12 protein-coding genes are annotated in these 13,122 nt (G+C 63.9%); all 12 read left to right on the top strand.

The window, feature by feature from the left end; genetic code table 11:
- Positions 1-41 precede the first annotated feature (41 nt).
- Positions 42-1,835: a thiamine pyrophosphate-requiring protein gene (locus QF039_RS12980; RefSeq protein ID WP_058821838.1), complete on the top strand. Its 1,794-nt coding sequence runs from the start codon at positions 42-44 to the stop codon at positions 1,833-1,835.
- 85 nt (positions 1,836-1,920) lie between these two features.
- Positions 1,921-2,577, top strand: coding sequence for a cytochrome c3 family protein (locus QF039_RS12975; protein ID WP_307518645.1), 657 nt, complete (start codon positions 1,921-1,923; stop codon positions 2,575-2,577).
- On the top strand, positions 2,574-5,444 hold the full coding sequence (locus QF039_RS12970) for a TAT-variant-translocated molybdopterin oxidoreductase (protein WP_307518643.1): 2,871 nt from the start codon (positions 2,574-2,576) through the stop codon (positions 5,442-5,444). Before QF039_RS12975 ends, QF039_RS12970 begins: the two co-directional genes overlap by 4 nt.
- Positions 5,434-6,798: an NrfD/PsrC family molybdoenzyme membrane anchor subunit gene (nrfD, locus tag QF039_RS12965; protein WP_307518641.1), complete on the top strand. Its 1,365-nt coding sequence runs from the start codon at positions 5,434-5,436 to the stop codon at positions 6,796-6,798. Before QF039_RS12970 ends, nrfD begins: the two co-directional genes overlap by 11 nt.
- Positions 6,791-7,315, top strand: a complete 525-nt coding sequence (locus QF039_RS12960; protein WP_307518639.1) for a DUF3341 domain-containing protein — start codon at positions 6,791-6,793, stop codon at positions 7,313-7,315. The genes nrfD and QF039_RS12960 overlap by 8 nt, the downstream gene beginning before the upstream one ends.
- Complete coding sequence (locus QF039_RS12955; RefSeq protein WP_307518637.1) at positions 7,312-7,845, top strand: cytochrome c; 534 nt, start codon at positions 7,312-7,314, stop codon at positions 7,843-7,845. Before QF039_RS12960 ends, QF039_RS12955 begins: the two co-directional genes overlap by 4 nt.
- Complete coding sequence (locus tag QF039_RS12950) at positions 7,842-8,840, top strand: hypothetical protein (protein WP_307518635.1); 999 nt, start codon at positions 7,842-7,844, stop codon at positions 8,838-8,840. Before QF039_RS12955 ends, QF039_RS12950 begins: the two co-directional genes overlap by 4 nt.
- Complete coding sequence (locus QF039_RS12945; RefSeq protein ID WP_307518633.1) at positions 8,830-9,198, top strand: hypothetical protein; 369 nt, start codon at positions 8,830-8,832, stop codon at positions 9,196-9,198. Before QF039_RS12950 ends, QF039_RS12945 begins: the two co-directional genes overlap by 11 nt.
- Positions 9,188-9,979, top strand: coding sequence for an SCO family protein (locus QF039_RS12940; protein WP_307518631.1), 792 nt, complete (start codon positions 9,188-9,190; stop codon positions 9,977-9,979). Before QF039_RS12945 ends, QF039_RS12940 begins: the two co-directional genes overlap by 11 nt.
- The gene (coxB, locus tag QF039_RS12935; RefSeq protein ID WP_307518629.1) at positions 9,976-10,908 is read left to right on the top strand and encodes a cytochrome c oxidase subunit II; all 933 of its coding nucleotides are present in this window, start codon (positions 9,976-9,978) and stop codon (positions 10,906-10,908) included. The genes QF039_RS12940 and coxB overlap by 4 nt, the downstream gene beginning before the upstream one ends.
- Positions 10,905-12,503, top strand: a complete 1,599-nt coding sequence (locus QF039_RS12930) for a cbb3-type cytochrome c oxidase subunit I (protein WP_058821828.1) — start codon at positions 10,905-10,907, stop codon at positions 12,501-12,503. Before coxB ends, QF039_RS12930 begins: the two co-directional genes overlap by 4 nt.
- On the top strand, positions 12,490-13,122 hold the full coding sequence (locus QF039_RS12925; protein ID WP_307419019.1) for a cytochrome c oxidase subunit 3: 633 nt from the start codon (positions 12,490-12,492) through the stop codon (positions 13,120-13,122). Before QF039_RS12930 ends, QF039_RS12925 begins: the two co-directional genes overlap by 14 nt.

Here is a 13,122-nt window from a genome sequence, read left to right as displayed (position 1 = left end):
TGCGCCGGTTTCCATTCGACCTGCTTTAAGCGAGGGTTCCAATGACAACGACAGTAGGTGACTTTCTGGTTGAACGGCTTGCTCAGTGGGGCGTCACGCGGATTTTTGGTTATCCGGGTGACGGCATCAACGGCGTGTTTGGTGCCTTGAGTCGCGCTAACGGCAAGATAGAGTTCATCCAGGCCCGTCACGAAGAAATGGCCGCGTTCATGGCTTCGGCCCACGCTAAATTTACTGGCGAGCTTGGGGTATGCATTGCCACCTCCGGGCCGGGTGCGTCGCATTTGATCACTGGACTGTATGACGCGCGTATGGACCACATGCCGGTGCTGGCCATTGTCGGGCAACAAGCCCGGGCGGCGCTGGGCGGCCATTACCAGCAAGAGCTGGACCTGGTCTCGATGTTCAAGGACGTGGCCGGCGCCTTTGTGCAACAGGCCTCGGTGCCGTCGCAGGTGCGCCATCTGATTGACCGTGCGGTACGCACCGCCGTCGGCGAGCGTCGGGTCACTGCGATCATTTTGCCCAACGACTTGCAGGAAGCTGCCTACGAGCCTCCCGCCAGGGCCCATGGCACGGTGCATTCCGGAGTGGGCTACAGCAAACCCAAGGTCGTGCCCTATGACGCCGACCTGCAACGCGCGGCTGATGTACTCAATGCCGGCAAAAAAGTTGCGATTCTGGTCGGCGCCGGGGCACTGGCGGCGACTGATCAGGTGATCGCCGTGGCCGAAGCATTGGGCGCAGGCGTCGCCAAGGCGTTGCTCGGCAAGGCGGTGTTGCCCGATGACTTGCCGTGGGTGACCGGCAGCATCGGCCTGCTCGGCACCGAACCCAGCTACAGGTTGATGACCGAATGCGACACCTTGTTGATGATCGGCTCGGGTTTTCCCTATTCCGAATTCCTGCCCAAGGAAGGCCAGGCGCGCGGCGTGCAGATTGACCTGCAACCCGACATGCTGAGCCTGCGCTACCCGATGGAGGTGAACCTGCTCGGCGATGCGGCCGAAACCCTATCCGCACTGCTGCCGCTGCTGGAACACAAGACCACGCGTAGCTGGCGCAGAAAGGTCGAAGGCTGGCGCGCAAGCTGGGAGAAAACCCTGGAGAAACGCGCCCTGGCCAAAGCCAAGCCGATCAACCCGCAGCGCGTGGTGTACGAACTTTCGCCGCGCTTGCCCGATCACGCGATTATCACCAGCGACTCCGGCTCCTGCGCCAACTGGTATGCGCGTGACCTGAAGATCCGCCGAGGCATGCAGTGTTCGCTGTCCGGCGGCCTGGCGTCGATGGGCGCCGCCGTGCCCTATGCGATCGCGGCCAAATTCGCCCATCCGCAGCAAACGGTGATCGCGCTGGTGGGCGATGGCGCGATGCAAATGAACAACATGGCCGAGTTGATCACCGTCGCCAAATACTGGCGGCAGTGGCAGAGCCCGAAATGGATTTGCGCAGTCTTCAACAACGAGGACTTGAATCAGGTCACCTGGGAGCAACGGGTGATGGAAGGCGACCCCAAGTTCGAGGCTTCGCAGAACATTCCCGACGTGCCTTACCACCTGTTTGCGATCTCGCTGGGGCTCAAGGGCATTTTCGTCGAGCGCGAAGAAGACGTCGCGTCGGCCTGGGAGCAAGCGCTCGCCTCGGATGTGCCGGTGTTGATCGAGTTCAAGACCGACCCCAACGTGCCGCCGCTGCCACCGCATATCAAGCTGGAGCAGGCGAAGAAACTCGCTTCCACATTGCTTCAGGGCGATCCGGATGAGGCCGGGGTAATTGTGCAGACCGCCAAGCAGGTACTGGCCAGCGTTTTGCTTGCACGCCCGAAAAAATAGACCGCCCGCGCCGATCACAAAAATAACGAACTCCTGCGCACCCGCGCAGCCCTAGCTGTAAGGACATGGACATGAGAATCCGGCGATGACGCAGATTTTCAGGCGCTCGGCCGACACCTGGTTGCGCGTGGGATTGCTGCTGCTAATCGTCGGCGTCTCGGGAGGCTTGCTTGTGGCATTGACCCTGGAGAGCAGCGACTACCGCACCGGGCGTAATTGGGTGGTCGAACAGCCCTTGCCCTTCAGTCATGCCCACCACGCGGGCGAGCTGAAGATCGACTGTCGCTACTGCCACAGCGCGGTGCAGTCCTCGGCCATGGCCAGCCTGCCGCCCACCGAAACCTGTATGAGCTGTCATTCCCAGGTCTGGAAAAACGCCGACGTGCTGGCGCCGTTGCGCAAGAGCCTGCGCGAGCATGAGCCGTTGCACTGGCAGCGCGTGGTCGAGCTGCCGGATTACGTGTACTTCCATCACGGCGTACATGTAAACGCCGGTGTTGGCTGTAGCGAATGCCACGGCCAGGTCGACCGTATGCAACTGACGTTCAAGGCCCAGCCGCTGAATATGGGCCAGTGCCTGGCCTGTCACCGCGACCCGGCACCGCACCTGCGGCCGGTGGATCAGGCGACCAATATGCAATGGCGCACCGACGAGGATCACCGCGCGCTGGGTGAGCGGCTGATGAAAGCGCACCCTATGGATACCAGGGGTTTGACCGACTGCGGGACATGCCACCGATGAGCGCGCCACTGGATTTTGCCGCTTTGCGCGGCCAGCTGGCCGGGCTCAAGGGCCAAGCCTATTGGCGCGGGCTTGAGGCCCTGGCGGCGTCTCCCGAGGCCCAGGCATTGATGGGAGCGGAGTTTCCGGGGGCGGCACCGTTGATGGACCGCCGCAGCTTCCTGCAACTGATGGCCGCCAGCCTCGCCATGGCCGGGCTGGCCGCGTGCGGCAAAACCCCGGAACAGGCCGTGACGGCGGTTAACCAGCCGGTTTCACTGACACCGGGTGTCGCCGCCTGGTATGCCACCGCCATACCCTTTTGCGGCGTCGCTCAGCCGGTGTTGGGCAAGACTGTCGCCGGGCGCCCGATCAAGCTGGAAGGCAACCCCGAACACCCGATGTCCGGCGGCACCTGTGACGCGTTCACCCAGGCGGCGATCCTGCAACTCTATGACCCCGACCGCTCCCAGGCGCCGCGCTTCAAAGGCCGCGAAACCAGCTGGTCGCACGTGCTTGCGGCACTGTCGGGCATGCAACAGGCGCTGGATGGCGTCCACGGCAAAGGCCTGCACGTTGCCTGCGGCGCCAGCAGTTCGCAGACCCTCGGGCGACAGCTCGATCAACTGCAAGAACGCTGGCCCGAGGCGAGGCTGTACCACGCTGAGGCATTCAACGAGACCGTCGCCCTGCACAGCAGCGAACGGGTGTTCGGCCAGCCGCTGAGCCCGCGCGTGCACTTGGAACAGGCTGACGTGCTGGTGTGCCTGGAATACGATCCGTTGGGCAGCGGTCCCCGCCAGACGGCGTTGCAGCGCGGCTGGGCCGAGCGGCGGCGGCGGGCGGCCAAAGGCGAGGGCGGCGCATTGGCGTTCGTGGCTGAAAGCATTCCAACCCTCACTGGCGCCGCCGCCACGGCACGCCTGCCGATTGCGCCATCACGCCTGCCGGACCTGTTGCTGGCCTTGAGCCAAGCCTTGGGCGAAACGCTTTCGGCCACGCCGCGCTTGACGGCAGCGCAGCAGCATTGGGTTGACGCGGCCGCCGCCGCGCTCAAGGCGCATCCAGGCCGAGGGTTCATCGGCGTCAGCCCTCAGGCGCCTGAGGCGCTGCAGGCGCAGGTCATGCACCTGAACCAGCGTCTCGGCCATCCGGACTGGCAGGTGCCGAGCCTGCTGGGTTATGCGCCGCAACGCCGTTGGGATTCGCTGGATCAACTGAATCGCGCGCTGACAGCGGGGCGCGTGACTCACTTGCTCATGCTGGATTGCAACCCGCTGCAGACTTCACAGCTTGCGCGCGAGCTGCAGCAGGTGCCGTTCCGCCTGCACGCGGGGCTCTATTACGACGAAAGCGCCGCGCAATGCCACTGGCACCTGCCCCTCAACCATGCGCTGGATGGCTGGAGTGACGCCCGCGCGGCGGATGGTAGCGCCTGCATTGTGCAGCCGCTGATCGAACCGATGTACGCGACCCGTACGCTGCATCAGGTGGTCGACATGCTGCTCAACGCTGCCGAGGTGGATGCCCTGCAATTAGTCCGCGCCACGTGGGCGCCTATCCCCGAGGCTCAATGGCGCCAGGCGTTGGCGGACGGCTGGATCGAACCGGCTGCGCCGCCCATAGAAGTCGCCGACGCGCCAGCAGCAACCCTCGCATTGACCGATATCGACGGCCTGCAGGCGGTCATCCGCCCGGACCCGACGGTATGGGACGGGCGTTTCGCCAATTGCGGGTGGCTGCAAGAACTGCCCAAGCCGATCAGTACCCTCACCTGGAGCAACGTGATCGGGCTTTCGCCGCGCCAGGCGGAGCAGTTGGGCCTTGGCAATGGTGACGGCGTTGAAGTAACCCTGGCCAACCAGACTGTGCGCGGGCCCGTGTGGATCGAGCCGGGGCAGGCCGACGAGGTCATCGCCCTGTACACCGGTTATGGCCGAACCCGCGCCGGGCGTGTCGGTAACCACCTCGGCTACGCCGTCAGGCCGCTCGAACAGCTTTCCGTCGGCGCGACCCTGCGTGCCACGGGCGAGCGTTATCGGTTGGCCGCCACGCAGGCCCATCACCACCTTCCCGGCGATGAAGACCCGCCCATCCGCGTAGTCGCGCGCGATGCGCCGCAACTGCCCACCCAATCGATTCAGGTGTCGCTCTACAGCCCGGCCGCCGACAGCGGCCCGCAATGGGGCATGGTCATTGACCTGGACCTGTGCACCGGTTGCAACGCCTGTGTCGTCGCCTGCCAGGCCGAGAACAACATCGCCGTGGTCGGCGCCGACCAGGTTGCCCAAGGCCGCAGCCTGCACTGGCTGCGCATCGATCACTACTACCAGGGCCCGCTGGAGGCACCGCGCTCACGTTTCCAGCCGTTGCCGTGCATGCATTGCGAACAGGCGCCCTGCGAAACAGGCTGCCCGGTCAATGCCACGGTACACAGTCGCGATGGTTTGAATCAGATGGTCTACAACCGCTGCATCGGCACGCGCACGTGTGCCTCCTATTGCCCGTACAAAGTCCGTCGCTTCAATTGGCTCGACTACAGCGCTGATGCGGCGCCGTCACTCCAGGCCCAGCGCAACCCCGAGGTGACAGTGCGCGCCCGAGGCGTCATGGAAAAATGTACCTACTGCATCCAGCGCATCAGCAGTGCGCGAATTGACGACAAGCAGCAAGGCGCTGACTTCGACCCTTCCGGCGTGGTCACCGCCTGCCAGCAAACGTGCCCCAGCCAGGCCATCCGTTTTGGTGACATCGCCGACCCGGCGAGCGCCGTCAGCAAGGCACGCCGGGACCCACGCCATTACCGCCTGCTCGAAGCCCTCGGCACGCGACCGCGCACCAGTTACCTGGCGCGGATCGAAGAGGAGGGCGCCGCCGATGAGCACTGAGCCGTTGCTGCACGACACCGCGCATTTCTTGCCGAAAGACCTGAGTGACCAGCAGGTGTCGCGCCAGGTGTTCGGGCCGCTGCAACAGTTCCCACGGCGTGTGGCCTGGCGCTGGTTGTTTGGCGTCGGCGTCGTGCTGTTGCTGGTCTACCTGGGCTCGGTCGCGGTGTTGTTGGCCAAGGGTGTGGGCATGTGGGGCAATAACCAGCCGGTGCTGTGGGGGTTCGGCATTCTCAATTACATCTGGTGGTTGGGCATCGGCCACGCCGGCACGTTTATTTCGGCGTTATTGCTGCTGATCGAACGGCCTTGGCGGCATACCCTCAATCGCCTGGCCGAATTGATGACGCTGATGGCGGTGATCTGCGCCGCGCTGTACCCGATCCTGCACCTGGGTCGGCCCTGGCTGTTCTACTGGACCATGCCGTACCCGAATGAAATGGGGCTGTGGCCGCAATTCAAGAGCCCCACCGCGTGGGACATGTTTGCGATCCTGTCGTACCTCACGGTGTCGGTGTTATTCCTGCTGGTGGGCGCCATACCGGATTTCGCTACCGCCCGTGACCGCGCCAGGACGCCGCTGCGGCAAGTTCTGTATGGCCTGCTCGCGCTCGGTTGGCGCGGTTCGCAAAGGCACTGGGCGTTATGGCGACGCACCACGCGGGTGCTGGCGATCCTGGCAATACCGCTGGTGTTTGCGGTCTCCAGCGGTTACTCGTTCCTGATGACCATGGGCCCCCAGAGCGGCTGGCATTCCACATTGTTTCCGGCGTATTTCGTCGCTGGCGCGGTGTTTTCCGGGTTTGCGCTGGTGGCGTTGCTGGCGATTGGCGTGCGCTGGACGCTGTGCATCGAAAGCCTGATTACCCAGCGCCATCTGGACATGCTCGGCCGCTTGCTGTTGGCCACCGGTTGGCTGACGGCCTACGGTTACCTGGCGGATCTGTTCATGCCGTTCTACAGCGGCGATGCACATGAAATCGAGGTGCTGCTCACGCGGATCAGCGGCCCGCATGCCTGGAGTTTCTGGCTGGCGATTGTCTGCAATGTCGGCGTACTTCAGGCGCTGTGGTGGCGCCAGGTGCGACAGCAATCGAGGCGCCTGGCCCTGGTCGCGCTGGCAGTGCTGGTGGGCATGTGGGCCGAACGCTTCATGTTGCTGATTCCGCCGCAGACCCGCGACCTACTGGTGTCAAGTTGGGGCGACTATTCGCCGACGCTGTGGGACTGGTCGCTGTTTATCGGCAGCTTTGGCGTGTTTCTGGTGCCCTACAGCCTGTTCCTGCGCTACCTGCCGATGGTCTCGGCGTTCGAGGTCAAGCAGGCGCTGCATCAGGAGCGTGGCGATGGTTGACTGCCTGGGGCTGCTCGCGCGTTTTTCCGCACCCCAACCGCTGGTGGAGGCGGGGTTGCGCGCCTGGGACCTGGGCTATCGGCGGCTTGACGCATTTGCGCCATTTGCCCTGGAAGCATTGGAGCCGATATTGGCGGCCAGGGCCAACCGCGTGCCCCGCATGGCGTGTGTCGGCGATGCAGTGGGCGCCGGGCTGGCACTGTTGATGCAGATCGGCTCGGTGTGGGCCTATCCGCTGAGCGTTGGCGGGCGTCCGTTGATTGCGTTGCCGCAGCTGTGGGTGGTGACGTTCTTGTTCGCGGTGGTGTTTGCTGGCGCGGCGGCGGTGCTGACCTGGTTGATGTGCATCCGCCTGCCACGCCTGCACCATCCGTTATTCGCGGTAGAAGGGTTCGACGCCGCCAGTGATGACGGGTTCTTCCTGTTTATCGACGCGCGTGACCCACTGTTCGACCTTGAAAACACCCGTGCCTGGCTGGCCGAACACGCGCTCAGCGTGCAGGCGGTGCAACCGTGAGTCGCTGGCCGTGGGCGCTCTGCCTGGCGTTGCTGTGCAGTGGCTGTGATGACATGTCGCGCCAGGCCAAGGTGCTGGAGCAGCGCGCGGGTGCGCTGTTCGCCGATGGCATCAGCAGCCGCCAGCCGCCGGCGGGCAGTGTCGCGCGTGGGCAATTGCAGCGCGAGGCGAGCGTGCAGAGCCGCCCGGCGCTGAGTGCGGCATTGCTTGCCCGGGGCGAGGCTGGTTATCAAACCTTTTGTACACCCTGCCATGGCCTGAGCGGGCTCGGCGACGGCTTGGTGGTCGATCGCGGTTTTCCGGCGCCGCCGTCATTCATCGAGCCACGGCTGTTGAACGCAACCGATGACCAACTGATGCAGGTCATCGCCCATGGGCAAGGCTTGATGTATGGCTACGAATCGCGCATCCAGCCGCAGGAACGCTGGGCCATCGTCGCCCATCTGCGCGTGTTGCAATTGAGTCAGCATGCCGACCTCGACAGCCTGCCGGAGCCGCTGCGCCAGGCGTTCGGGGCGCACACGCAATGAAACGTCTGCCACTGCTTGTCGCCATCACAGCCCTCGGGCTCGCGCTGTTTGGCCTGTGGCAGCCGGCCTGGGTTGGCGCGGGCGCCCTGGCGGCGGCGGTGAATGGCACCAGCATCGTGCTGGGCTGCGTGCTGCTTGCCGTGCTGACGCCCCTGATCAGCGGGCGCTGGCAACCGCTGCTGGAACCGGGCAGCCGCCTGGGCGCGAGCGCGGTGATCCTGATGGTGCCGATGCTGCTGCCGGTGCTGCTGGCAATGGCGTGGGTGTACCCGTGGTACAGCCAGGAGACCCAGGGTTTTCGCGGACTCTGGTTGTCACCGTGGTTTTTTGCGCTGCGCACCTTGCTGTATGCCGGGCTGGCTTGGCGGGTGCTGCGCTGGGCCGGTCGGCACAACGCCGCGGGGCTGATCCTCTACGGGTTGACGGCCAGCCTGGCGGCGGTGGACTGGCTGATGTCGCTGCAGCCGGGATTTGTCTCCAGCATTTTCGGCCTGTTGTTGATTGCCCGGCACTTACTCGATGGCCTGGCGTTTGCCGGGCTTTGTGCGATGTGCTGGAACGTGGTTCTGTTGCCGGCCCGACAGTGCGTCGTATTGCGTGGCCTGTTGGTAAGTGCCTTGGGGTTTTGGGTGTATGTGCACTTCATGCAGTACCTGATTATCTGGTCGGTGAACCTGGATCATGAAACGCTCTGGTATCGCCTGCGGGAAGCCGGGTTGTGGGGCGTGTTGACCGCGTTGTTGATGCTTGGGCAACTGGCGTGTCTGCTGGTGCTCGCGTCGCCGTGGGGCGCGCGGATGTGGGTGTTGATGGGAGGCTGCGTGGCGATCCTGCTGTTGGGGGCGCTGGAGTCTGTCTGGATCAGCCTGCCGTCGATTTTCCCTGAAGCAGGCGCTGGCGCCTTGCTGACCGCCGTGCTTTGCCAGGGGGTCTACGCGGCGGGCCTGTTCATGTGGTGGCGTCGGCAATGGCAAAGGAGGCGCCATGACACCTGATTACCAACCCAACAATTTTGACGGCAAAAAAGCCCGGCGTGTGTTCCTGCTGTTGTTCATGGCGGTTGCGCTGGCATTGGGTGGCGTGGCCTGGCTGTTGAGTAGCTATCGCCAGCATGCGCAACAGGTGCCCTTGAGCGAACTGGAAAGCCAGCGTCTGCTGCCGCCCGAGCCGCGCTTGCAAGCCAACCCCAGGCAGGCCGGCGAAGCACAACTCGCCCGCCAGCGCGTGCACCTGGACAGCTTTGGCTGGGTCGACCGCGAGCATCACATCGTGCATCTGCCCTTGGCGCACGCTCGGCAGTTGATGCTGGAGCGAGGCTGGCCCGCACCAGAGGACGATGGCCGTGGGCATTAAACCCGTACTGGCGCTGCTGGCGTGCCTGGTGTTGCAACCGGTCATGGCCCAGGGCTTCGATCCGTTTACCGCCGCTGGCATCGACAGCAGTCGCGTGGGCAGGCACCTGGCCCTGGACACGCGCTTTACCGATCAGCACGGCGGCTCGGTGCGCCTGGGCGATTTGCTCAACGGCCAGCCGACGCTGCTGGTGCCGTTGTACTTCCGCTGCCCGAATGTGTGTGGTGCGGCGCTCTCGACCTTGTTCAGCCAACTGGCCAACCAGCCTTACCGCCTGGGACGGGACTTCCAGGTCATCGCCTTCAGCTTCGACCCGCGTGAGGACGTGGGCGCCGCCCGCGAAGAACTGGCCAAGCTCAGCCAGCACTGGCCGGCATTGGCCAACGCGCCCGGCCTGCACCTGCTGACCGGCGACGCGGCTGCCAGCCAGACCCTGGCCGACTCGATCGGGTTCGGTTACCGCTTCGATCCGCAGCAACAACAATACGCCCACAGTTCGGCGGTGGCGGTGGTCACCGCTGACGGACGCTTGTCGCGCTGGCTCTATGGCCTGGGCTACCAGGCCAGCGACCTGCGCCTGGCGCTCACCGAAGCCGGGCAGGGCAAGCTCGGCGCAATCAAGGAGCAGCTGTTGTTGCTGTGCTACCACTACGACCCCCAAAGCGGCACCTATAGCAGCCGGATTATCTTACTGCTCCAGGTCGCCGGCGTCGCAACGGTGCTGGTGCTGGGCCTGTTTATCGGCGTTGCTGTGCGCCGCGAACGCCGGAGGGCGCCATGAACGAACAATTCCTGCGCCTGTGGCCGGCGCAAGCCTCGGATTATGCGGTCTCGGTGGATTGGCTGGTGATTGGCTTCACCGCCATGATGGCGCTGTTTGTGGTGCCGGTCTTCGTGGCGCTGTGGATGTTTATCTGGCGCTATCGACGCGGCCGCGTAGCAGACCGTGACCACCGCCCGCAAAGCAACCTGCCCATTGAACTGGCCTGGATCATCCTGCCGTTCATTGGCTCGCTGGTGGTCTTCCTGTTTTCCGCGCGGTTGTTTTTCATCGCGCGTACGCCGCCGGATGACGCGCTGGAAGTGCAGGTCACCGCCCGGCAATGGATGTGGAAATTCCAGCACCAGGGCGGCCAGCGCGAGATCAACACCTTGCACGTGCCGGCCCGGCGCCCAGTGAAATTGACGATGATTTCCGAGGACGTGATCCACAGCCTCTTTTTCCCCAGCCTGCGTATCAAGCAGGACGTGCTGCCAGGGCGCTACAGCATGCTGTGGTTCCAGGCCGAGCACAGCGGCACCTACGAGGTGTACTGCGCCGAATACTGCGGCACCGACCATGCGGCCATGCTGGCGCGCCTGGTGGTGCTGGACCCCGCCGACTACGAACACTGGCTGACCGAAAACGGCAGCGCCGCCGACCTCGCCAGCCAGGGCGAAACCCTGTACCGCCAATACGGCTGCGGCAGTTGCCATGACTCGGGTAACGCGCCGCCGCTGGCCGGGGTGTTCAATCGCACGGTACAGCTGGCCGATGGGAGCCAGGTGAAGGCTGATGAAGCCTACCTGCGCGACAGTATCCTGTTGCCGCAAAAACAACTGGTGGCCGGCTACCTGCCGATCATGCCGACCTACAGCAACCTGCTGGACGAAGAGGCCGTGCAGCGTCTGGTGGCCTATCTGAGCACACTGCCTGGAGATCCCAAATGAGCCCACCCAGCTACCTGCATGAACAAGGCCTGCGCTCGTGGTTCCTGACCCGCGACCACAAGCGCATCGCGGTACTGTACATGCTCACCGTGACCTTCTTTTTCTTTGCCGGCGGGCTGGCGGCGAGCCTGATCCGCATCGAACTGGTGACCCCGGAAGGCGATTTGCTTACCGCCGATGGCTACAACCGTGCGTTTACCCTGCACGGCGTGATCATGGTCTGGTTTTTCCTGATCCCCTCGATTCCCAGCGTGTTCGGCAACTTCCTCGTGCCGATCATGATCGGGGCCAAAGACATGGCGTTTCCGCGCCTGAACCTGTTCAGTTGGTACCTGCTGCTGGGCGGTGGTTTGTTCACCTTGCTCGCGCTGCTGCTGGGCGGGGTCGACACCGGCTGGACCTTCTACACGCCGTTGTCGACGATGTTCAGCAACGGTCATGTGGTCGCGGTGATTTGCGGGGTGTTTATCGCCGGGTTTTCGTCGATCTTCACCGGCGTCAATATCATCGCCACCGTGCATACCTTGCGCGCGCCGGGCATGACCTGGATGCGCCTGCCGCTGTTTATCTGGTCGATGTATGCCACCTCAATCATCCTGGTGCTGGCCACGCCGGTGCTGGCGATCACGCTGGTGCTGGTGGCCGCCGAGCACCTGTTCAATATTGGCGTGTTCGACCCGAAACTGGGCGGAGACCCGCTGCTCTTCCAGCACCTGTTCTGGTTCTACAGCCACCCGGCGGTGTACATCATGATTTTGCCGGCCATGGGCGTGGTCAGCGAACTGATCACGGCGGCGGGGCACAAGCGTATTTTCGGTTATCGCTTTGTCGCCTGGTCGAGCGTGGCGATTGCGGTCATCGGCTTTCTGGTGTGGGGCCATCACATGTTTGTGGCCGGGCAGTCGATGTACGCCAGCCTGGTGTTCTCGCTGTTGAGTTTTCTGGTGTCGATACCGTCGGCGATCAAGGCCTATAACTGGAGCGCCACGCTGTACAAAAGCGACCTGACGCTGCACGCGCCGTTCCTGTTCGCCCTGACGTTCATCGGCTTGTTCATCGTCGGTGGCGTCACCGGGCTGTTCCTCGCCTTGTTAGCCGCGGATCTGCACGCGCACGACACCTATTTCGTGGTCGCGCATTTCCACTACATCATGGTCGGCGCGGCGGTGGCTGGGTACTTTGGCGCGCTGCATTTCTGGTGGCCGAAAATCACTGGTCGGCTGTACTCGCAGCTGTGGGGCAAGATCACCGCGATCCTGATTTTCTGCGGCTTCAACCTGACGTTTTTCCCGCAGTTTTTGCTCGGCTACCTTGGCATGCCCAGGCGTTATCACAGCTATGACCCGGACTTTCAGTTCCTCAATGTGTTGTCCTCGGCCGGCGCGTCGATCCTGGCCGTGGCCTACGTGCTGCCGTTTTTTTACCTGCTGGGCTCGCTGCGTTGGGGCGAGCGGGCGCCCATCAATCCCTGGGAGGCTGCCGGGCTTGAGTGGCGCGTGGCGTCACCGCCGCCGGTGCATAATTTCGAAGCGCCAGTGACGGTGGATTTCGAAGCGTACGACTATTCGCCCGAGGCGCGTCGTGATCCGCTCTGACGAAAAACCCGCCGAGCCGTTCGTGGCCTGGGCCCAACAGCGCGACGCCGCACGCCTGGGCATGTGGCTGTTCCTGGCCAGCGAAGCAATGATGTTCGGCAGTCTGATCATGGTCGCCTGGTTGCTGCGGTTGCAGCACCCGGACGGGGTGGCGGAGGCGGTGGCAGGGCTGCATTACTGGCTGGCGGCCGGCAATACGTTCCTGCTGTTGACCAGCAGCTTGCTGATGACCCTGGCGATAGCCGCCGGTGAGCCGCGCCGGGTGCGTCACTGGCTGCTCGGCGCTGCACTGTTGGGTGTGTTGTTCCTGGGCTGCAAGGGCATTGAGTATGGCTTGGAGATTCAAGAGGGTGTGTTGCCCGGTTTCGCCCAGGCGTCGCACTGGCAAGTACCCTCGGCGCAATTGTTCATGAACCTGTATTTCATCGCCACGGCGCTGCACGGCGTGCATGTGCTGGTCGCCGTCGGCCTGGCGCTGTGGCTGTACCGTTCGCTGGGACGCGGCACGCTGGCGGTGCATCAGGCCGACACGCGGCTGGAAATGATCAGCCTGTATTGGCACTTGGTCGATGGGATCTGGATTGTGTTGTTCCCCACCCTCTACCTGGTAGGGCGCTGA

It is taken from the genome of Pseudomonas sp. W2I6 (assembly GCF_030815935.1).
In the GTDB taxonomy this organism is placed as follows: domain Bacteria; phylum Pseudomonadota; class Gammaproteobacteria; order Pseudomonadales; family Pseudomonadaceae; genus Aquipseudomonas.
The sequence above is the reverse complement of the archived record's forward strand: the minus strand, read 5'-3'. Positions and strand labels throughout refer to the sequence as shown.

Bases quoted from the DNA above. Each gene is read 5' to 3' on its own strand.
- QF039_RS12980 (WP_058821838.1), top strand. From the start codon at position 42: ATGACAACGACAGTAGGTGACTTTCTGGTTGAACGGCTTGCTCAGTGG.
- QF039_RS12975 (WP_307518645.1), top strand. From the start codon at position 1,921: ATGACGCAGATTTTCAGGCGCTCGGCCGACACCTGGTTGCGCGTGGGA.
- QF039_RS12970 (WP_307518643.1), top strand. From the start codon at position 2,574: ATGAGCGCGCCACTGGATTTTGCCGCTTTGCGCGGCCAGCTGGCCGGG.
- nrfD (WP_307518641.1), top strand. From the start codon at position 5,434: ATGAGCACTGAGCCGTTGCTGCACGACACCGCGCATTTCTTGCCGAAA.
- QF039_RS12960 (WP_307518639.1), top strand. From the start codon at position 6,791: ATGGTTGACTGCCTGGGGCTGCTCGCGCGTTTTTCCGCACCCCAACCG.
- QF039_RS12950 (WP_307518635.1), top strand. From the start codon at position 7,842: ATGAAACGTCTGCCACTGCTTGTCGCCATCACAGCCCTCGGGCTCGCG.
- QF039_RS12945 (WP_307518633.1), top strand. From the start codon at position 8,830: ATGACACCTGATTACCAACCCAACAATTTTGACGGCAAAAAAGCCCGG.
- coxB (WP_307518629.1), top strand. From the start codon at position 9,976: ATGAACGAACAATTCCTGCGCCTGTGGCCGGCGCAAGCCTCGGATTAT.
- QF039_RS12930 (WP_058821828.1), top strand. From the start codon at position 10,905: ATGAGCCCACCCAGCTACCTGCATGAACAAGGCCTGCGCTCGTGGTTC.